The following is a 20,546-nucleotide window of genomic DNA, read 5'->3' on the forward strand; positions in this document are numbered from 1 at the left end:
GTTTATGAGCGATTTTATTCTTGAAGCGAGACATGTATCTTACTCTTATGGAAGCGGGGAAGAGCCTTCCCTGAAAGACCTGTCCCTGTCCATCCGGCGGGGCAGCCGCACGGCAGTCATGGGGTCCAACGGCTCCGGGAAATCCACCTTCTTCCTATGCTGCAACGGCATCCTGCGTCCGGATGAGGGACAGATATACTATGACGGCCAGCCTGTCACTTACCGGAAGAAGGAACTGCTGGACCTGCGCAAAAAGGTGGGGATCGTATTCCAGAACCCGGACATGCAGCTCTTTTCTGCCAGCGTGTACCAGGAGATCTCCTTTGGCCCTCTCAATCTGGGACTTTCTGAGACGGAAGCCAAAAGAGAGGTGGAGGAGGTCATCCAGAAGTTGGGCATCGCCCCCTTCCGCCATCGTCCCGCCCACGCCCTGAGCGGAGGACAGAAAAAGCAGGTGGCCCTGGCGGACATCCTGGTCATGCACCCGGAGCTTCTCATCCTTGACGAGCCCTTTGCCGCCCTGGACCCAAGCCACGTCCGAATCATCCGGGATATGATCCAGTCCCTGGGCGAGGACCGGTCCATGACAGTCGTCACCGCCACCCACGACACGGGCTTCGCCCTCTCTTGGGCCGACGAAGTCATCCTCTTCAGGGAGGGACAGGTGCTGGCCCAGGGGACGCCCGCCCGAATTCTGACAGATAGGGAACTGCTGTCTAAGACCAGCCTGGAGGTACCCGCCGTCATACAGGTCTTCGAAAACCTGCAGGCCGCAGGGATTCTTTCGAAGGGTCTGCCCTCCCCGAAAAGTTTTGAACAGCTTAACATGTATATAAAAAGAACTGCACATAAGGAGAATACACATGGAACATAAAGGACTTCTTGTAGTCAGCTTCGGCACCAGCTACCCGGAGACAAGAAAAAAGAATATCGAACATCTGGAAACACTGCTTGCGGAGGCATTTCCGGACCGCACCTTCTACCGCGCCTACACAAGCGGCATGATCCGCAAGAAACTGTGGGAGCGGGACCAGATCCTGATCCCCAGCGTAAAGGAAGCTGCCCAGGCAGCGCTGGAAGATGGGATCACAGACCTTCTTGTCCAGCCCACACACATCATGAACGGCATTGAAAACGACCAGATGAAGGAGGATATCTTAAGTCTGGAGAGCCATTTTGATAAGATCTCTTTCGGCGATCCTCTCATTTCCAGCACAGAGGATCAATTTGCAGTCATTGAGGCTCTAATGGAAGAGCTGCCCTGCCTCTCAGACCAGGAGGCCCTCGTCTTTATGGGCCACGGCAGCACGCACCACGCCAACACTCTCTACGCCGCCCTGGACTACGCTTTCAAGCAGGCAGGCTACCCGGGCGTATATGTGGGCACTGTGGAGGCTTACCCGGATGTGCAGGCTGTGCTGGCGCAGCTGAGAGAAAAGGACATCCGCCGGGTCTACCTGACGCCTTTCATGCTGGTGGCAGGCGACCATGCCAGCAACGACCTGGCAGGTGAGGAGACGGACTCCTGGAACAGTCTTTTCAGGGCAGAGGGGTACGAGACTTCCTGCATTTTAAAAGGCCTGGGCGAGTATGACGGCATCTGTGATCTCTATGTCCGCCACGCCCGCCAGGCCCTTCTTTGATGTCAAACCTGTTGGCAAAACTATCTTTGCTCTATTTCTTTTTTATTCCACGCCATCCCGTGCCATGTACAGGATGGCATTGCAGATAGCGGCGGCAATATTGCTGCCGCCTTTTCTTCCCCTTGCCACAATGGATGGCACGTCTTTTTCCAGGAGCATCTCTTTTGCAGCCACCACATTGACAAACCCAACCGGCACGCCGATCACCAGGGCCGGATCGATCTTTCCCTGATCCAGCAGGGCGCAGATCTCCACCAGGGCTGTGGGGGCATTGCCTACTGCCAGGATGAGGGGCCGGTCTGTCTCTTCTGCCAGAGCTGCCGCCTTTTTCATGCTGGCCACAGCCCGGGTCGTCCCCTCTTCTTTGGCAGCCTTTGCCACGTCCGGGTCCGCCATGAAGCAGACCGCCTCCCCGCCAAAGGAGGCGAGGACCTTCTTGTTGACCCCTGCTTTTCCCATGTTGGTGTCTGTAACGATGAGAGCGCCGGACCGGACCGCCTCCAGGGCTCTCCTCACAGCTCCGGGTGAGAAGACAAGGGTATCCGCATAGTCAAAATCCGCACTGGTGTGGATACACCTCTTTATGACAGGCTCCTCCAGAGGATCAAAAGACCTCTCTCCCAGCTCCTGGCTGATGATCTCAAAGCTTCTCTTTTCTATATTTTCCGGCAGCACCTGCTCCAGTTTCTCTGTCATAGTTTTCCCGTCTCCTTCCCTCTGTGTGCACTCTACAGCCCCTCCCCGATGATGCGGTACACCGCCTCCATATCCAGGGAGGCCCGAAGTCCCTCCGCCAGCAGGCGGTACTGGTCCTCCTTGTATGTTTTAAAATCCATTCCTTCTCCCAGGTCCTCCAGGGCAATGCCCTTTGCCGCAGCCAGTTTCTCCAGGATAGCGCCGGAGATCTCCCGGCTGTCAAAGATCCCGTGGATGTACGTTCCGGCCGCATGTCCCCGGCATATGCCCAGGATACGGTCCTCCTTCCGGGCCAGGATCTGCACATACCCCCGGTCTGTGTCAACTTCCGTGTCGCCCATGTGGATCTCATACCCCTCGTATGTCCGGCCGGACAGGGCTGCCCAGGGCCCTGTCAGCTCTTCCATCCTGCCCTTGGCCTGCGTAGTCACTTTGGACCGCCCGAAAATCGTCCGCACCGGGAGCAGCCCCATGCCCCTCATAGAGCCGCCGGCTTCCACACCGTGGGGGTCTGCGATCTCCTCTCCCATCATCTGGTAGCCGCCGCAGATACCAAAGACAGGCACCCCTTTTTCTGCCAGCTTCAAGATGGAAGCCTCCAGCCCTGACATCCGCAGCCACCGCAGATCTTCCATCGTATTTTTGCTTCCAGGCAGAAGGATCAGATCCGGCTCCTTCAGCTGCCGCACGCCGGAGACGTAGCGGACCGAGACACCGGCGCGGCTCTCCAGCGGAGCCAGATCTGTGTAGTTGGAAATCTTGGGGAGCCGGATGACAGCAATGTCCAAAAGCCCGGGCTTTCCCTTTTCTCCGCCATCCCGCAGTCTCTCCGAGATGCTGTCCTCCTCCTCTATGTCCACCTGCATCATGGGCACCACGCCTACCACAGGGATGCGGGTCTTCTCCTCTAACATGGCAATACCCGGGTCCAGAATGGTCTTGTCTCCCCGGAATTTATTGATGATGAGCCCTTTGATCCGGGATCTCTCCTCCTCTTCTAAAAGGGCTGCTGTGCCGTAGAGCTGGGCAAAGACGCCCCCTCTGTCAATATCTCCCGCCAGCAGTACAGGCGCATCCAGCATCCGGGCCAGCCCCATGTTGACAATGTCGTTTTCCTTCAGATTGATCTCCGCCGGGCTGCCGGCTCCCTCCACCACGATGACATCGTACTGGTCCGCCAGCTTCCGGTAAGATTCCAGGATCACCGGGACAAGCTCCTTTTTGTAGGAAAAATACTCTCTGGCGCTCATATTGCCAAGCACCTTCCCGTTCACAATGACCTGGGAGCCTGTGTCCGTGGTAGGTTTCAAAAGGACCGGATTCATAAGGACAGAAGGCTCGGTCCCGGCCGCCTCTGCCTGAACCACCTGGGCCCTTCCCATCTCCAGCCCCTCCGCTGTGATGTAGGAATTGAGGGCCATGTTCTGGGATTTGAAGGGAGCTGCCCGCAGCCCGTCCTCCTTCAGGATCCGGCACAGCCCTGCCACAAGGAGGCTCTTTCCCGCCCCGGACATGGTCCCCTGTATCATGATCACTTTTGCCATCTGTCTGTCTCCTTCTCTTTCATGGTCTTCCCGAGGACTTCCAAAAGGACCTGGTTCTCCTTGCGCGTCCGCACACCGATCCGCCAGGTCCCTGCCCTAAGACCGGGGAAGCTTGCTCCGTCCCGTATATAGATCCCCTCCGCCAGACATGCTTCCTGGAGATCTTCCGGCCCTTCAAATAAAAGAAATGTGGTGTCGGAGGGCCACACATGAAATCCCAGCGCACTAAGCTTACAGGACAGACACTCCCGCTCTCGCAGGAGATACTCCCCTGACTTCCGGGCAAATTCCTCTTCCTTCAGTGCAGCGCACCCGGCCATCTGGGCCGGCCAGGACACGTTCCAGGGAGGCAGCATCTGCCGGACCTTCTCCGCCTTCTCCCTGCTGCCTGCCGCCAGCCAGCCCAGCCGCAGCCCCGGCATGGCATACATCTTCGTAAAGGCCCGCAGCACCAGAAGCTCCGGACAGTCCCGCTGCAGGGGCAGGGCAGAGGCCGCCTCCCCCTCCCGGGTCAGGTCCAGGAAACACTCGTCCACCACCAGCGTGATCTGCCTATCATGGCAGGCGCGGGCCAGCTCCTTCAAAATATCCGCGGGGACCAGCCTGCCGGTAGGATTGTTTGGATGGCACAGAAAGACCATCTCCAGTCCCGGTTCTTCCCACACCCTGCGGACCAGCTCCCGGGATACCAGCCAGTCATCCTCCTCTCTTAGAAAGAAGCGCTGCACCTGACATCCCCGGGCGGCAAGGGCCCGCTCATACTCCCCGAAGGAGGGGGCGCAGACAAGCGCTTTTTTCGGCTGCAGAGCCGCCGTGATCCCCCAGATCAGCTCCGCCGCCCCGCTGCCTGCCACGATCTGATCGAGCGGTATGAGGAAGGCGGAAGCGATTGCCTGCCGAAGCTTTCTCTGCTCTGGGTCCGGGTAGCGGAAAGACTCCTCCACCCCCCGGGCAGCCGCCTCCCTGACCGCCGCCGGCATGCCAAAGGGATTGACATTGACTGAGAAGTCGATCCGTATATCTTTGTCGTAAATATTTCCTCCGTGTTCTTCCATCGCATCCTACCTCAATCTTCTACAGTATCCAGATGACCGCCGCCTTCAAAGCTCCCAGCACGAGGAGCTGCAGGAGGGCAGTGACATATTCCAGGCGGCAGGCCCTGGCGATATCCTGTCTCTCTACAGGCCGGATGTCATCTCCGATAAAGGGCTTTTTAAAGAGCTTCCCAAAGTACCAGGCGTCCCCCGCCAGGCGCACGTTCAGGGCCCCGGCCATGACCGCCTCGGTGTGGGCCGCGTTGGGGCTCTTGTGCTTCTTCCGATCCCGCTTGAAGATCCGCCAGGCATTCTTCCCGTCGTACCCGGCAAGGAAAGCAGCGGCGATCATAAAATGAGCGCTCAGACGGGCGGGGATAAAGTTTGCCGCATCGTCCAGCCGGGCAGCGCAGGTGCCGAAATACTGGTATGTTTCATTCTTATATCCCACCATGGAGTCCATGGTGTTCACCGCCTTGTAGGCGATTCCTCCCAGGGGGCCTGCCAGGATCATATAGAAGAGCGGCGCTGTGACGCCGTCGGATGTGTTCTCCGCCACCGTCTCCACTGCCGCCTTTATGACCCCCTCTTCTGTCAGATCCCGGGTGTCCCTGCCCACGATCATGGAGACGGCCCGGCGGCCCGCCTCAAGCCCTTCTTGTTCCAGTGCCTCCTGGACTTTCATGCTCTCCACCCGCAGAGATTTTGCCGCCAGCATCTGCCAGCAGAATATGCAGGAGAGCAAAAAAGAAAGAAGGGGGTGAATAAAGGAAAGAAGAAGAAGGAGCAAAGCCGGCAGCCCCACCGAGATAAGAAGAGTCAGGATGACCAGAAGGCCACCCGCCCATCTCTCCCCTGTCTTACCCGACGGAAAAATCCGCCGGAGAATTCTCTCCAGCCTGCTGATGACCCAGCCCATCCCCTGTACCGGGTGCCAGAGCCCTCTTGGGTCCCCCAGGATAAAATCAAGTATAGATCCGATGATCAATGCCGCAAGTGACTGTACCATCCAGCTGTCCTTCCTTCCATTTCGTCTCGTCGATCTCCAGTATGTAGCCCTCTCCGTTCTCCACGTTCCAGCCATAGTAGCTGCTGCCCTCTATGACCTGAGAGAGGACTGCCATGATAACGCCCCCGTGGACGCAGCATACAATGGAGCGGTAGCCTCTCTGTCTGCTTGTCTCCACTGTTTCCCGCAGTGTCTCCAGACACCGGGCATTAAAAGCAGGGATGCTCTCCCCTCCGGGAAAGGTATCCGCCCCTTCCGTTCCGATAAAGGCATCGTAAGCCGGATCTCCCAGCAGCTCCTCATGGGTCTTCCCTTCCAGTATACCAAAATCACACTCCCGGAATCCTTCCGCCAGTTCCGGCCTGCATCCCCCAAAAATGGTCTCCGCCGTCTGGATGCAGCGCAGCATGGGGCTGGAGAAAACATGGTCCGGCCGGGGATAGGTCCGCCCTCTCAGCGCCTCTAACCCCTCCCGGGACACAGGCTCATCCGTCCTGCCCCCGATAAACTTATGTACTTTGTTTCCCTCTGTCTGTCCGTGACGGACCAGTATGATCTTCATCTTCTCTATCCTGTCACCGCCATGGCCAGCAGGATGGCCAGCTCACAGAGCTGGACAAAATAGCCTGCCAGATCCCCGGTGATCCCTCCGAATTGTTTTCTGCTCATGTGATAGTACCAGCCAAAGACTGCCGCCGCCGCTGCCGCTGTCACCCCGCCTCTCCAGCCGCCGAGGCACAAAAGAAGCGCGCCCTCCAGGGTAAGGAGAAGAGCAAGGAAAAGGACGGCCCGCCGCTTTCTGGCTTTTTCGGCAAACATTGTCACATAGGAACCGCTCTTCTTTGCCTTGGGGAAGCAGAGCACCGACAGACCGCTCAACGTCCGGCTCACCATGTATCCCAGGCAGACGCAGACAAGCCCCCTTCCCGGCTCCAGAGCACACCAGGCGCCAAAGGAGAGGACCAGATACAGACCGCACCCCATGACCGCAAAGGCGCCTGTGTGGCTGTCCTTTAAGATGTCCAGTTTTTTCTCCCTGTCTCCGCAGGAAGCCAGGGCATCCTTTGTGTCCATGTACCCGTCCATGTGGATGCCGCCGGAGATCCAAAGGGGCAGGGCCGTCAGGATGGCCGCCAGCAAAAAGGCGGACAGCCCAAGGACATGCCCTCCCTGGCAGCAGGCCCAGGCAAGCCCCCCCATGACCGTTCCCACAAAGGGAAAATAGCACATGACGTAATCCATGGAAGAATGCTCCCAGTCCGGCTGGGGCACCGGGATGCGGGAGTACATGCTGAAGGCAATGAGAAAGCTGTTGACCTGTTTCATCGGCTCTCCACCTCACTTAAGATCTCCCCGCCCTTGAGCACCAGGGGCAGGCCGAACTTCACTTCCACCACCACGTCCGCCTCCTTAGCCAGCATCTGGTTCACCCGGCCGGAGGCCTTTACATACCTGCGCATCTCCGGGTCCATGGGCACCTCCGAGAAGGCATCCTGGGCAATAACGATAAGGTCTTCCGCCTGTTCTTTCAGGTGCCGGATGCCCTCCATGATATAGGCCGGTATATCCTCCGCCTGTTTCGCCTCGGGGCTGTACATCTCATTGGCCAACAGGTTGGTCATGCACTCCAGAAGCACAAGCCGCTCCCCGGATATATCCAGGCTCTCCAGGGCCAGCCCCTGCTCCACAGTGCGGAAATTCTTTCCCTCCCGCATTTTCCTGTGATCCCGGATCCTCTGTTCCATCTCCGCGTCAATATCTGTCAGAGTAGCCAGGTAAACCTTCTCCCCCGGGCACAGCTTCACAGCCAGGTCTTCCGCATAGGCGGATTTTCCACTGCCGCTCCCTCCAAAAATCATGTACAGCATTTTTCTGTCTCCTCTCTCTTCCTATGCTTCTCCTCCCAGGGGCGTGTACGCCTCGATCTGGATGCCGTCAAAATCCGGCATCTTGCGGTAGACCTCCAGTGTCATGTCCAGAAGGGGCATCAGGGCCACAGCCCCGGTTCCTTCTCCCAGCTTCATGTGACATCCAATGAAGGCCTCCTTCCCCAGCTCCTTCAAGATCCGCTCCATGCCCGGCTCCCCGGACATGTGGGAGGGAAGGATATAATCCCTGACTCCCGGCGCGATCCGGCAGGCCAGGAGCGCTGCCGCCGCCGAGATAAATCCGTCCATCACCACCGGGAGATGCTCCATGGCTCCGCCCAGGAACACGCCTGCCAGACCTCCGATGTCAAATCCTCCCACCTTGGAGAGCACATCGATGGGGTCTGCCGGATCCGGCCGGTGCAGACTGATGGCCCGGCGGATCACTTCCCGCTTTCTTTGAAGTCCTGCATCGGACAGACCTGCTCCCCTTCCGGAGAGCCCTTCCGGGTCCTCCTGCAAAAGGGCAGCGGCCACTGCGCTGCTGGTGGTGGTGTTGCCGATTCCCATCTCGCCTGTCAGGAGGATCTGGTATCCCTCCCTCTTCAGTCTCTTTGCCGCCCGGATGCCGGCACAGATAGAGTTGATGGCTTCCTCCCTGGTCATGGCAGGCTCTTTTGCCATGTTTTTTGTTCCATATGCCACCTTATCTGTGTACACCATGGTGTCCGCTGCCACGCCAACGTCGACAGGGAACACATCCACCCCGACTGCCCGGCTCATCAAGCAGGCAGAGGTGAGTCCCCTGGCAAAATTGTCCGTGACCACGGCTGTGACGCTGCTGTCTGTCTGGGAGATACCCTCCTCCACCACGCCGTTGTCCGCGCACATGACGATGAGGCCTTTTTTGTCAATGGAGACATCCGCCGTTCCGGTGATGCCTGCCATCTGTATGACAGCGTCCTCCAGAGTTCCCAGGCCAAAGAGAGGCTTGGCGATGGAGAGCCATCTCTTCCGGCACTTTTCCCTGGCCGTCTCGTCGGGAGAGGGGATCTCGCTCTCTCCCGGTATTTTGATCTCACTGTCTCTTTCTTCCATATTCTTCCGCCTTTCTGACAAATCTCCCGGCCGCCTCCACGCAGGAGTAAAAATACAGATGTGGAAAACCGGCATAGAAGATGTCTGATGTATGTCCGCATGTCCAGACCCTGTCTGTGACCGGTTTTCTGGCCAGGAGGTCCTCCCCGTTGCCGTTCGTGTCCATATAGTGGAACTCATGACCCCGGATGCTCTCCTCCGGCTTTAGAAGATCCCCGCCGCCTTCCGGCGTCAGAGTGATGTAGCCAAACCTGGATAATTTCCCCGTATAATGGCTTCTCCCCTCCAGGACCCCGGCCATCTGATACGGTTTTCCCTTCCTGTCTTCCAGCTCTTCCAGAAGATAGAGAAAGCCCCCGCACTCCGCTATGCAGGGCATGCCTTCACCAAGCCTGTCCCGGATGGACCGCCGCATAGAGACATTGTCCTCCAGCTCGCCGCCGTGGAGCTCGGGGTAGCCGCCCCCCAGGAGAAGGGCGTCCGCCTCCTCAGGGATTCTGCTGTCTTTCATCGGGGAAAAGGGGATAAGGACAGCGCCCAGCTTTTCAAGAAGGCGCAGATTATCTTTGTAATAGAAGGTAAAGGCCGGATCCCGGGCCACTGCGATCACCGGCTGACCGGCAGAAACCCTCCCGGGAATCCACGCCTCCGCCGCCTCCATCTGGGGCACCTCCGCTCCGATCTTCTCCAGCAGGTCCAGATCCAGCGTCTCCAGGCAGGTCTGCCCCAGCCGCTCCATCTGCTCTTTCATGTCCCGGATCTCGCCGGGCATGACAAGCCCCAGATGCCGGCTTTCCATGTGGATTTCCTCCATCCTGGGCAGATAACCGCAGACAGCGATGCCTAGCTGTTCCTCTGTCATGGCCTTCAGGGCCGGGTAGCGCATGGGGGAGACTCTGTTGAAGATCACACCCCGGACACGCCTGTCCTCCATAAAATCTGCAAAGCCCTTGATCAGGGCCAGCACAGACACGCTGGACTTTGCCCCGTCCACCACAAGAATGACCGGCGCTTCCAGCGTCCGGGCCACATCCCAGGTGCTGGCCTGGGTGGTACATCCTCCCAGCCCGTCGTATAGTCCCATCACCCCCTCCACAATGGAGAGGTCCGCCTGAGCCGCATCCTCCAGGAAGAGCTGACGGGTCAGCTCCTGCCCGGCAAAGAAGGTGTCCAGATTCTTGGAGGGCGTCCCCAGAACCGTCTCATGGAACATGGGATCAATGTAGTCCGGGCCGCACTTGAAGGCCGCCGCCCGGCGCCCCGCCTTTTTCATGGCTGCCAGTATCCCGCAGGTCACCAGCGTCTTGCCGCTTCCGCTGGCGGGAGCCGCAATGACCAGTCTCGGCACGTTCCGTCTCATTCCGCTTCTTCTCCTTCAAATGTGATAATATAGACCGGATTCTGTCCCTCCATCATCTGGTAGGATCCCGCCTTCTTTCCTCTGGCCACCTGCACCTGCAGGATCTGGGCCGGATGTTCTGCAAATGCCTGCATGCAGGCCATGCACTCTGCCACTGTGTTGATCGTGATAGCTGAGATCACAACTCTGGCCCGGGGATTTTTCCCCCAGACTGTCTCCAGGATCTGGCGCAGATTCCCGCCGCTGCCGCCGATAAATGCCAGATCCGGCGCAGGCAGATCCCGCAGCGCCTCCGGCGCCTCCCCGTGGACGGGCCGGATGTTGGACACGTGAAAGCGGATCTTGTTTTTGTGGATCAGGGCAAGGCCCTCTGCATTTTTCTCCACAGCGTACACCATGCCATCTATGGCCTTTTTAGCCAGCTGGACAGACACGGATCCAGTGCCTGCCCCCACATCGTAGATAACTGCGTCCCTCGGAGGCGCCATCTTGGAAAGAATAACGCTGCGCACCTCACTCTTGGTCATGGGCACCTTTCCGCGGACAAAATCCTCGTCCTTCCCGTCGGAGGCTTCCGGATGCCGGGTGGCAGGCAGCTCGATGTAGACCACACTCAGCCCCTCCCACTGCATCTCCTTCCTGGCCAGCCTCTCGGCAGATCCCTGGATGATCCTCTCCTTGGGATAGGAGAGGCGGCTGCCTACACACACTCGGGCTTTTTTCCAGCCATACTTGCAGAGCCTGACCAGCACAGACTGGATCTCTTTCCCGGTGCTCACCAGCAGGAAGACGCGCCTGTACTCCCGCAGATAATCCAGATAATTGCAGCTTCTCCCATGGATACTCAGAAGGGGCACGCCTTCCATGCCCACACCGATGCGGGCCGCCATGCAGGAGACCGAGGAGATGCCTGGCAGCACCGTCACATCGTACTCCTTCAGCTCCTCTTTCAGCCCGGCAGCACCGCTGTAAAATCCTGTGTCCCCGGACAGGAGGATGGCGATCCTGCGGTATCTGGAATTCATCTGTATGAACTCGCGGATCTTCTCCGCCCGGTACTCCTCATAATGCTCCACCGGGATGTTCTCCGCCACTTTCAGCATCCGCTCCGCCCCGATCAGCACATCCGCACTCTCCATAGCCTCACGGGCCTCCCCGGTGAGACATTTCTCCCCGCCCGGCCCCACACCGATGAGGGTGATCTTCCTCGGATCCCTGAAACCATATTTCTCCGCAAGCATGAGAAAGACTTCCTTCAGGGGAAGCCCTCTCTCCTGGGGTCTGCCGATGACCACAGGAACGGCTCCGGCCTTTCTGGCCGCCTCCATCTTCTCCTGAAAACCGCCGATCTTACCGGAGTCCTTTGTCACCAGATAGCGCGCTTTCACGTGGGACAGAAGCTGCTCGTTCATGCCCTCCGAAAAAGGCCCCTGCATGGCAATGAGGTGCTTGCCCTCAAATCCTTTCTCCACCGCGTGCTCCACCGCCTCTTTTGTGGAGAGCACCCGCAGGAAACATCTTCTCCTGTAATCCGGGATCTGGGTGTAGGGGTCCAGCTCTTTGCTGCCTGTGGTGATCAGGATATTGCCCTTCTTGTCCGCCAGATAGGCAGCGGCCTCCCGGATATTCTTCACCCACACGGCATTCTCGCCGCCGGCGGCTCCTTCCCGCAGCACCCGCACACAGGGAATGTCCGCCTTCTCACACATAGTCCGGATGTTCTTGGACACCTCCATGGCAAATGGGTGGGTGGCGTCAATGACAAGCTCCGCCTGGCATCCTCTTGCCAGCTCGCCCATGCCTGCCACATCCAGCCGGCCGGCCAGGACATGGATATTTTCCCCATCCTCCACAAGTTCTTTGCCATACTCAGTGGCCGTACACACATACACCTCCGGCGCATGTCCCCGGAGGTATTCCGCGATCTTTCTCCCCTCAGTCGTACCTGCAAAAATTAAAATACTAGCCATTTTCATACCCTCTTGGTGTTATCATGTGTCCTTTGAGTTCTCTTGTCTGTGAGTTGCCGATGAACACTGTTGTAAACATATCCGTCCGGGCATCTTCCAGCTCCCTCAGGGTACAGATATGGTACGTCTCCCCCTCGCGGCCTATGTTGGCCGCATAACCGCAGACCGTATCGCCGCTCTGATACTCCTCTATGATCCGGCAGGCTTTTTTCAGGTAGTCCGCCCTCTTCCTGCTGGATGGATTGTAAAGGCAGATCACAAAATCCGCCTGGGCCGCACAGCGCAGCCGCTTCTCGATCTTCTCCCAGGGCGTCAGAAGATCACTCAGGCTGATGAGGACAAAGTCGTGGATCAGTGGCGCGCCCAGAAGGGCCGCCCCGGACAGAGCTGCCGTCACACCGGGGATCACTTCCACCTCCACCTGGGGGTAGTCCTTCCCCATGGAGAAGATCAGCCCCGCCATACCGTAGACTCCGGCATCTCCGCTGCACACCATGGCTGTGGTCTTTCCTGCAGACGCTGTCTCCAGAGCCAGCCGGCAGCGCTCCTCCTCCTTCGTCATGGGTGTCGTGAGAAATTCTTTATCTGGATAATAGTCTCTGATCAGGTCCACATACACGGTGTAGCCTGCGATTACATCACAGGAAGCAAGGGCCTTTGCCGCCCGCATTGTCATATCTTCATAGCTGCCCGGCCCCAGGCCGATCACATACAGTTTTGTCAAAATCCACACTCCAATCTTCCGCAGCCAGGGCAAGTGTCATGCCCTGCTCTGCCGTCTTTTCCAGCACGAGCCGTCCCCCGCCGCTGCCAAGGATGGCGGCTCTCTCGCACACATTTCCAACGCCCACAGTTTCCTTCACAAAGGCGGACTCGCTTGTGACCGTTCCCACCGCCGCAAGCTGGTCAGCTGTCCAGGTCTCAAATGGGATCTGCCAGGTTTCCGCCAGAGCCTTAAGACCCTCTTCCTCCGCCTTCCTGTCAATGCTGGCAAGGCGCTTCACCTGACCGGGATAAAAACCCAGCTCTGTCAGTTTCTGTCGAAGAAATGCCTCCAGCTGCCTGCGGGGAACGCCCCTTTTGCAGCCCACCCCGGCGGTCAGGTTCCGGGGCAAAAGGCAGAGGACTTGCTCCCCGGTCTCCCCCTTCTTTCTCTCCTCCACCGCAATGGACATCGGAAACAGTCCCAGCTGCTGCCGGCTCTCCACCTGTACCAGCTCCTCCGGCACCCCGCCAAGGACCGGGAATTCACTGTAGAATCCCACCTTCTCCCCCTTCAGGATGCGGGCGGAAATGTCTTTTGCCTTCGCCCGGTCTGTCAGCACAAGGCCGCATTTTTTTGCAAACACATCCACCGCGAAGCGGCCGTTTACATCTGTGGCTGTTGTGATCACAGCCTCCGCCCCTGTCGCCTCTGCCAGAAACAGGGCCAGATCATTGGCTCCCCCCACATGCCCGGAGAGGAGAGGGATGACAAACTTCCCCTTCTCATCCAGGACCAGCACAGCGGGGTCTGTAAACTTGTCCCGGATAAAAGGGGCACAGAGACGGACGGCAATGCCTGCTGCACCGACAAAAATGATCTCCTGCACCTGGCGCCAGTACTCCCCGAGGAAGTCGCCTCCTCTGGGCCGCTCCAGTCCAAAGACCGTGCGCCCGCTATCCTCAAGCAGGCTGCGGATCTCTTCCATCTTCTTTTTTCCCTGGTCTGTGTAGCTTACGAGAAGCGTTTTATTTTCCATCCTCTGCCTGCCCATTTCCTTTCCGGAATTCTGTGGTAAAAGCGGGATCATACAGGCAGGAGCGCTGGTACGCCTCTCCTGAGAGCACCTTACCCACAATGATGAGGGCGGTCTTTTTGATCCCCTCCCGCTCTGCCGTCTCCGCCAGATCCGACACCTGGCAAAGTACTTTTTTCTCATCCGGCCATGTGGCCTTGTACACAATGGCTGCCGGCGTGTCCGGCGGGTAGCCCCCCTCCACCAGCGCCTGGGACAGTTTCCCGAGAAGTCCTGTGCTCAAGAAGAGGACCATGGTAGACTGGTGGGCCGCAAAGGACTGGATCTTCTCCTTTTCCGGCACAGGCGTGCGCCCCTCCATGCGTGTGATAACCACGCTCTGTGAGATGCCCGGCAGGGTGTACTCCAGCCCCAGGGCGGCTGCCGCCCCGGAGAAAGCGCTGACGCCGGGGCACACCTGGTAGGGGATAGACAGCTCATCCAGCCGGTCCATCTGCTCCTTTATAGCCCCGTAGAGGCTGGGGTCTCCTGTGTGAAGTCTCACTACATCCTGTCCTGCCTCATGGCACGCCTCCATGACCCGTATCACTTCCTCCAGGGTCATCCGGGCGCTGTCGTAGATCCTGCATCCCTCAGGGCAGAAGGAAAGAAGCGCCGGGTTTACCAGAGATCCCGCATATATCACGGTCTGCGCGTGTTCAAGAAGTCTTTTTCCTTTTACTGTGATCAGGTCCGGATCGCCGGGACCGGCCCCCACAAAATGTACCATCTGCTATTCACCTGCCTCTTTTGCCACTATAATAGAATAATAACTCAGATCATCGGGAATTTCATCAAGGGAGTGGAAAATCCGCTCTCCCTCCATGCCGCATCTCTCCACAGCCCAGCCCTGTGCTCCCTGCAGGATCAGCTCATCCCGCACCTGGGCAGCCGCCTTGCCCGCCTTCATCAGAACCCTGGTGCCGGGAAGTGCCATGCCCTCTTCTGCCGGGTAGGAGGCAGGGATCACATGGAGCATCTGGGAATTTTCCACAAGGCCATCTCCCACTGCCGCAGCAACAGCGATGAAAGAGGGAATGCCGCTGATGATCTCTGCCTGGTATCCGGCCGCCTGCACTTTTCTGTGGACATAGAGGTACGTAGAATAGATGCAGGGATCCCCCAGGGTGAGAAAGGCTGCCTTCTTCCCTTTTTCCAGCTCCGCATTGATCCTGTCTACAGCCTCCTGATGGGCTCTCTGAAGTATATCCGGGTCCTTGGTCATGGGCATGTGGATCCCCACAGCCTCCTTTTCCGCCAGCTCCGGCACAGCTCCCGCCGCAATCTTCCAGGCCACTGTCTCCTTCGGCTCCCTGCCCGGCGCCAGGATCACGTCACTTGCACGTATGACGCGCACTGCCTGCAGTGTCATAAGTTCTGGGTCGCCGGGGCCCACCCCGACGCCGTACAAAATTCCTGCCATAACTGCTCCTCTCTATGTCTCTTTATCATTTCTCCCGGCCTCTGGCCAGAAGCTCCTCCCCGTACCGGGTCATACCCAGCACGCCGTACACATTGGAAAACAGGACGGCTCCCGTCTTCATATCCCTCTGCGCGCTGCTCTGGGCGCGGATATTCAGATGGGTGTGGATCTTCTCAAGGAGACAGTCCAGCACCTTCCTGCGCTCTTTCTCTGTCAGGATCTGAAGGGCATCCTCCGTGGTATTGCAGCAAAGCAGAGCCGCCGCTCTCTCCCCGGAGAGCCCGGCCCGGAGGGCTGACGATGCCAGAAGCTCCATCCGGCAGTCTCCCCACCGGGAGTGGGTGTTCATGATCCCTCCGGCGATCTTCACCAGCTTGCCTATATGTCCCACAAAGAGCAGCCCCTCTGCCCCATGCTCTGCGGCCAGATCTATGGTCTCACCGATATAGTTGCTGCACTTAACTGTATCCCGCGCCAGAATCCCCCACCTGTCCCGGAGAAAGTCCAGGCCGTAGTTGCCAGGCGCGGCGATGAGGCACCGCCTTCCTTCCGCCAGCTTCACTTTGATCTCCACCTCTATGGTGTCGATGAGGGCCTTCTCGCTCATAGGTTCCACAATGCCGCTGGTGCCCAGGACCGAGAGGCCGCCCACAATGCCGATCCTTGGATTAAACGTCCGCTGCGCCAGCTGCTCTCCGCCGGGGATCTCCACAAGGACCTGAAAGCCCCCTTCCCATCCTGCCGCCTCTTTCAGGCGGACCAGTTCTTTTTGGATCATCTGCCTTGGGACAGGGTTAATAGCCGCGCTGCCCACAGGCTGGGCAAGCCCCGGCTTTGTCACTCTCCCGACCCCCTGCCCGCCGTCGATCTCGATCCTGTCCTCTGAAAAAAAGGAGACCGTGGCGCAGACCGTGACGCCGTCTGTCACATCCGGGTCATCTCCGCTGTCCTTCTTCACCTTGCAGGTCACAGCCAGGGGACGTCCCTGGCTGTCTCTCTTCTCTATTTTGCCGGACTGTACCGGCAGGGTGAAGGGCTGTCCATTCGGCAGGTGGACCGTAACCGTCCAGTCTGCCCCTTCCCGGGGAAGGCTTCCGGCAAGAAGCGCCTGGGCCGCAGCCGCGGCCGCAGCCTGGGCGCAGGTCCCGGTGGTCCATCCTCTTCGGAGACCGGCTTTATTTTTCTCCATCCGGCTGCCTCTGTCCTTCTCCATCTTCTCTCTCCTTTGCCGCCATCTTCACGGCCAGATCCACCAGATCCCGGAGGGTGGCCCGGGCAGCTGTAAAAGTCTGCATTCCTGCCCGCTCTGCCTCCCCTGCGGTCATCTCACCGATACAAAGAGCCGTCACTTTTGACAGGTCCATGTCTCCGGCGCTCTTTACAAATCCCCGCACTGTGGAAGCGCTTGTAAACATAGCCCAGCAATTTTTGGAGGCAAACTCTCTGTCATACTCCACCCAGGGGAAGGACTCGTACTCTGTATCGTAGACAGGCAGGTCTGTCACCTGGGCTCCCGCCTCCTCCAGTCTTCTTACCAGTGTCTGATTGCCTATCCTGGCCCGGGGGATGAGCACTTTCTCCCCGGCTTTCACGCAGCCAGCCAGCGCTTCTCCCAGGTGATCGCCATCATACTGCTCCGGCACCAGGTCCGGGTAAAGTCCCCAATTTTCCAGCTCCCCGGCTGTCCCCTCGCCTATGACTGCAATCTTAAGATGAGCCAGGCTGCGCACATCCTGCCTCCTCTTTCTCAGTTCCTCTCGAAAAATCCGCACACCGGAGGGGCTGGTAAAGACGATCCAGGAAAAGGCTCCGATCCCGTCCAGCGCCCGGGACAGGCCTTCCCCGTCCTCCACCGGCGCAATGCGGATTGTGGGAAGCTCCAGCACCTCCGCCCCCTCCTCACGGAGCAGGGCGGCAAGGCGCAGACTGCGCTCCCTGGGTCTTGTCACCAGGATCTTTTTCCCCGCCAACGGACGATTTCCATACCAGTCCATGTCCTGAAAAGCAGCCACATGCCCCACCAGGATGATGGCCGGGGACTGCACCTGCTCCCGGACGGCTTTTTTGGCTATATCTCCCACTGTTCCGACGATCTTTCTCTGGGCAGAGGTAGTCCCTCTCTCCAGCACAGCGGCGGGCATATCCGGGGACATTCCCTCCTCCAGCAGCCCTGCCATGACATTTCCTATGGTGCTCACTCCCATAAGAAACACGATCGTGCCGCCCCCCTCAGCCAGGGACCGGTAGTGGATATCCGGCAGACTTCCATCCTTTTTGTGGGCTGTCACAATGTGCACGGAGGACGCCATATCCCGGTGTGTTACAGGAATCCCCAGATAGGAGGGCACCCCGATAGCAGAGGTGATGCCGGGCACGATCTCAAAGGGGATACCAGCCTTTTTCAAAGCCGCAGCCTCCTCGCCTCCTCGCCCAAACACAAGGGGATCCCCCCCCTTCAGACGGACCACCTTCTGCCCTTTCCGGGCTTCTCTCACCAGGATCTGGTTGATCTCCTCCTGGGGAATGGGGTGATGGCCGGACCGCTTGCCCACATCGATATACCGGGCATGTCTGCTGCCCCACATGAGGATGCCGTTTCCCACCAGCCTGTCGTACACGATCACTTCCGCCTCCTCAAGAAGGCGTTTCCCCTTTACTGTGATCAGCTCCACATCTGAGGGGCCGGCCCCCACAAGGTACACTTTTCCCGTCTTATCGCTTTTCTGTGTATCTGTCTCTAAGCTCATGTGCAAGCTCCCTTCCCATCCTCGCCCCCTGGGCCGGATCATTTTCTTCTATATAAAAGGTCTTTTCCCCGATACTGTATCCGCCGGATCCCTCGTCATAGTAGAGCCCCCGCAGGCGGCATGTATCCCCCTCCACCTGGGCAAAGGCAGCCACAGGCGAGGAACATCCCCCCTCCAGCTCCCGGACAAAAGCTCGCTCTGCCCCGGCCGCCAGGGCTGCCTCCCTATCGTTCACACAGGCTGTGACCTCTCTCATGGACGGACTTCCCTGTACAGCCATAATGCCCTGTCCTGCCGATGGAAGGATCTCCTCCACGCTGAAAAAACGGCTGATCCGCTCTTCCAGGCCCAGCCTGATCAGCCCGGCAGCTGCCAGGACCAGGGCGTCATACTCTCCCGCGTCCAGCTTTTCCAACCGGGTCAGTACATTACCGCGGATATTCCTGATCTCTGCTTCCGGGTACAGGGAGCCAAGCTGCAATTTTCTCCGGAGACTGGAGCAGCCGATGACGCTGTCCTTTTCCAGACGCTCCAGGCCTTTTCGCAGCACCAGCACGTCCCTCGGATCCTCCCTCCTGGTACAGGCCAGGACAGGGAAGTCCTCCGGCACCTCCATAGGCATATCCTTCAGACTGTGGACAGCCAGATCGATCCGCCCCTCCTGCAGAGCCAGATCCAGCTCCTTGATAAAAAGGCCTTTCCCCCCGATCTGATCCAGTGTCTTGTGAAGGATGCGGTCTCCTGTCGTCTTCATGGTGACCAGACTGACCTCTGCCTCCGGGTGATATTTTTCTAATTCTTCCATGACGATCTGCGCCTGCCGCACAGCCAGGCGGCTCTGTCTGCTTCCCACTGTGATCCTCATGCTCTGTCTCCTTTGTCCTTTTTTGTCTCCTCAGACCGGGCCAGGCACCTGCGGATCAGAGCCGCTGCTCTGGCTGTCTTCCCGTGGTCTGTCCCGTCCCCGGCGATACCCACCGCAAGGTCCTCCCCGGTCACCACGGCCGGAAAATAGAAGTCGCTCATCTTCCGATCCGAAGCGATATTCACCGGAATGTCCAGCTCCCGGCACCTCTCCCAGGCCATGCGGTCCGCCTCCGGGTCGTCTGCGGCGCAGACCACAAAGAGGTAGTTTTGCGTGATATCTGCCTTTTCAAGACATTTTCGGACCAGACGGACTTTTCCCGTCTCCAGAAATTCTTCCATCTCCTGCCTCTGTTCTTCAGACACCTCTCTTGCCACCACCGTGATGTCCGCTCCGAACAGAAGAAGGGTGCGGATCCGGCGTACCGCCACATACCCGGCTCCCACCACCAGTATAGATTTATCTTCTATATCAAGAAATACCGGAAAACGAAGTCCCATTGTTCCCTCCATCCAAAGCAAAATCTTCCCAATTAAACAAATGAGACTGCGCTTGACGCGCAATCTCCCGCACTCCTGGAACCTGCCATCCGGCGTTTTACCGGATATCAGGCATCACAAAGCAGGCCCGCCCCGGGCCATGCCATCACCATGGTGCGATCTTAAATCCTCACCGAAAGATCACGTTCCTGTATATACAGGTATCCTGGCTCGGAACTAAAACCTACTCCCCTGCCTTCCCACCCGGCAGCCGGCAAATCTTCTCCGCCGGCCCGGGCAGTGGCATATGTCGGGTTTCGTCATTCCTCACAGTAGAGTGAGCTGCTGCGGATTTTCACCGCATTCCCTGTCTTATCTGTAAATAACATTCTATATTCTATACTGTTTGGAGCTGTCCGTCAACCGCCTTTCCCGGCTCCCCCTCTCCCTGGCTCTCTCCTGGATATCAAACTCCTGGTCAAAGCACAAAGGAAAGCAAGATCCCCAGGGCCGCAAGCCCCAGCCCGGTCCATACAAAGACCCATCCCACAATAGAGCCTTTGACCGGAAGCTTTTCCACGTAGGCCCGCTGGGGCTTCTCCGGGTCATACCACACTGGGATGGATGATCCCAAAGGGTACAGCCTCTCGGCCATAGCCCTCAGATTCAGGGCAGCCCCGCCCCGGATATGGACCACATCGTTCTCGCTGATATAGCAGCTCTGATTCTCCCCTGTCAGATCCTTCGGAGAAATCCCGGTGCGCACTTCCACCACGCCCCGGAACCTGCGTTTTTTCTCATAGGAGACGCCGCCCACTGTGTAGGACGCCACAGGGCTCGGCGTTCCATTAACAAAACTGTATCGGACCACAGTACCTGTTGTCATAGCTGTGCAGCGGCTCTTTTTCCTGTTTTCCAGCGTAAGGATCAAAATCCCCGCCAGCATGAATGCCAGCCCAGGAGCCGCCAGTGTAAGAAACACCACCAGTCCCACGTTTACTCCCTTGTCCATCGGGCAGCCTCCTTTATCTT

At 58.4% G+C, this 20,546-nt stretch carries 21 protein-coding genes and 1 riboswitch; of the genes, 2 read left to right on the forward strand and 19 right to left on the reverse strand.

Translation table 11 applies throughout. The features are described 5' to 3' along the window. The first annotated feature begins 4 nt into the window (after positions 1–4). Positions 5–874 (forward strand): energy-coupling factor ABC transporter ATP-binding protein, encoded by an 870-nt coding sequence (locus INF30_RS03405; RefSeq protein WP_226394236.1) that lies wholly within the window; start codon positions 5–7, stop codon positions 872–874. Continuing rightward, the gene (locus INF30_RS03410) at positions 864–1,643 is read left to right on the forward strand and encodes a sirohydrochlorin cobaltochelatase (protein ID WP_226394237.1); all 780 of its coding nucleotides are present in this window, start codon (positions 864–866) and stop codon (positions 1,641–1,643) included. Before INF30_RS03405 ends, INF30_RS03410 begins: the two co-directional genes overlap by 11 nt. Before the next feature lie 42 nt (positions 1,644–1,685). Here the strand turns inward: INF30_RS03410 and INF30_RS03415 are convergent, their stop codons facing one another. The 19 genes from INF30_RS03415 to INF30_RS03505 all read right to left on the reverse strand — a co-directional run bounded on the left by INF30_RS03415 (position 1,686) and on the right by INF30_RS03505 (position 20,526). Further along, complete coding sequence (locus INF30_RS03415; RefSeq protein ID WP_076776382.1) at positions 1,686–2,339, reverse strand: precorrin-8X methylmutase; 654 nt, start codon at positions 2,337–2,339, stop codon at positions 1,686–1,688. Positions 2,340–2,371: 32 nt separating this feature from the next. After that, positions 2,372–3,883 carry a cobyric acid synthase gene (locus INF30_RS03420; protein ID WP_226394238.1) on the reverse strand — a complete coding sequence of 504 codons (1,512 nt, stop codon included), beginning with the start codon at positions 3,881–3,883 and terminating at the stop codon, positions 2,372–2,374. Further along, positions 3,871–4,938 (reverse strand): pyridoxal phosphate-dependent aminotransferase, encoded by a 1,068-nt coding sequence (locus INF30_RS03425; protein ID WP_226394239.1) that lies wholly within the window; start codon positions 4,936–4,938, stop codon positions 3,871–3,873. Before INF30_RS03425 ends, INF30_RS03420 begins: the two co-directional genes overlap by 13 nt. 19 nt (positions 4,939–4,957) lie before the next feature. Beyond that, positions 4,958–5,926: an adenosylcobinamide-phosphate synthase CbiB gene (gene cbiB / locus INF30_RS03430; RefSeq protein WP_226394240.1), complete on the reverse strand. Its 969-nt coding sequence runs from the start codon at positions 5,924–5,926 to the stop codon at positions 4,958–4,960. After that, positions 5,883–6,488, reverse strand: coding sequence for a histidine phosphatase family protein (locus tag INF30_RS03435; protein ID WP_226394241.1), 606 nt, complete (start codon positions 6,486–6,488; stop codon positions 5,883–5,885). The genes cbiB and INF30_RS03435 overlap by 44 nt, the downstream gene beginning before the upstream one ends. Before the next feature lie 5 nt (positions 6,489–6,493). Continuing rightward, a complete protein-coding gene (locus INF30_RS03440) occupies positions 6,494–7,252 on the reverse strand; it encodes an adenosylcobinamide-GDP ribazoletransferase (protein ID WP_226394242.1) in 759 nt (252 codons plus the stop codon). After that, positions 7,249–7,794 carry a bifunctional adenosylcobinamide kinase/adenosylcobinamide-phosphate guanylyltransferase gene (locus tag INF30_RS03445; protein ID WP_226394243.1) on the reverse strand — a complete coding sequence of 182 codons (546 nt, stop codon included), beginning with the start codon at positions 7,792–7,794 and terminating at the stop codon, positions 7,249–7,251. Before INF30_RS03445 ends, INF30_RS03440 begins: the two co-directional genes overlap by 4 nt. Positions 7,795–7,815: 21 nt before the next feature. Continuing rightward, complete coding sequence (cobT, locus tag INF30_RS03450) at positions 7,816–8,892, reverse strand: nicotinate-nucleotide--dimethylbenzimidazole phosphoribosyltransferase (protein WP_226394244.1); 1,077 nt, start codon at positions 8,890–8,892, stop codon at positions 7,816–7,818. Continuing rightward, a complete protein-coding gene (locus INF30_RS03455; RefSeq protein ID WP_226394245.1) occupies positions 8,873–10,252 on the reverse strand; it encodes a cobyrinate a,c-diamide synthase in 1,380 nt (459 codons plus the stop codon). Before INF30_RS03455 ends, cobT begins: the two co-directional genes overlap by 20 nt. Next, positions 10,249–12,222, reverse strand: coding sequence for a precorrin-6A reductase (cobK, locus tag INF30_RS03460; protein WP_226394246.1), 1,974 nt, complete (start codon positions 12,220–12,222; stop codon positions 10,249–10,251). Before cobK ends, INF30_RS03455 begins: the two co-directional genes overlap by 4 nt. Then, positions 12,215–12,898 carry a precorrin-3B C(17)-methyltransferase gene (gene cobJ, locus INF30_RS03465; RefSeq protein ID WP_408639747.1) on the reverse strand — a complete coding sequence of 228 codons (684 nt, stop codon included), beginning with the start codon at positions 12,896–12,898 and terminating at the stop codon, positions 12,215–12,217. Before cobJ ends, cobK begins: the two co-directional genes overlap by 8 nt. Before the next feature lie 4 nt (positions 12,899–12,902). Then, the gene (locus INF30_RS03470) at positions 12,903–13,964 is read right to left on the reverse strand and encodes a cobalt-precorrin 5A hydrolase (RefSeq protein ID WP_226394248.1); all 1,062 of its coding nucleotides are present in this window, start codon (positions 13,962–13,964) and stop codon (positions 12,903–12,905) included. After that, entirely contained in the window at positions 13,954–14,730 is a 777-nt protein-coding gene (gene cobM, locus INF30_RS03475; RefSeq protein ID WP_076776361.1) for a precorrin-4 C(11)-methyltransferase, read from the reverse strand. The genes INF30_RS03470 and cobM overlap by 11 nt, the downstream gene beginning before the upstream one ends. A 3-nt stretch (positions 14,731–14,733) precedes the next feature. Next, the gene (gene cobI / locus INF30_RS03480; protein ID WP_226394249.1) at positions 14,734–15,423 is read right to left on the reverse strand and encodes a precorrin-2 C(20)-methyltransferase; all 690 of its coding nucleotides are present in this window, start codon (positions 15,421–15,423) and stop codon (positions 14,734–14,736) included. 25 nt (positions 15,424–15,448) lie between these two features. Then, a complete protein-coding gene (gene cbiD / locus INF30_RS03485; protein ID WP_226394250.1) occupies positions 15,449–16,636 on the reverse strand; it encodes a cobalt-precorrin-5B (C(1))-methyltransferase CbiD in 1,188 nt (395 codons plus the stop codon). After that, positions 16,599–18,170 (reverse strand): uroporphyrinogen-III C-methyltransferase, encoded by a 1,572-nt coding sequence (gene cobA / locus INF30_RS03490; RefSeq protein ID WP_226394251.1) that lies wholly within the window; start codon positions 18,168–18,170, stop codon positions 16,599–16,601. Before cobA ends, cbiD begins: the two co-directional genes overlap by 38 nt. Next, complete coding sequence (gene hemC, locus INF30_RS03495; RefSeq protein WP_226394252.1) at positions 18,136–19,035, reverse strand: hydroxymethylbilane synthase; 900 nt, start codon at positions 19,033–19,035, stop codon at positions 18,136–18,138. The genes cobA and hemC overlap by 35 nt, the downstream gene beginning before the upstream one ends. Further along, a complete protein-coding gene (locus tag INF30_RS03500; RefSeq protein ID WP_226394253.1) occupies positions 19,032–19,535 on the reverse strand; it encodes a precorrin-2 dehydrogenase/sirohydrochlorin ferrochelatase family protein in 504 nt (167 codons plus the stop codon). The genes hemC and INF30_RS03500 overlap by 4 nt, the downstream gene beginning before the upstream one ends. 181 nt (positions 19,536–19,716) lie before the next feature. Next, positions 19,717–19,922, reverse strand: a riboswitch (cobalamin riboswitch). Positions 19,923–19,992: 70 nt separating this feature from the next. Further along, positions 19,993–20,526 (reverse strand): DUF3592 domain-containing protein, encoded by a 534-nt coding sequence (locus INF30_RS03505; RefSeq protein ID WP_226394254.1) that lies wholly within the window; start codon positions 20,524–20,526, stop codon positions 19,993–19,995. Positions 20,527–20,546: the final 20 nt, after the last annotated feature.

The organism is Claveliimonas monacensis, assembly GCF_014982975.1.
Classification (GTDB): domain Bacteria; phylum Bacillota; class Clostridia; order Lachnospirales; family Lachnospiraceae; genus Claveliimonas; species Claveliimonas monacensis.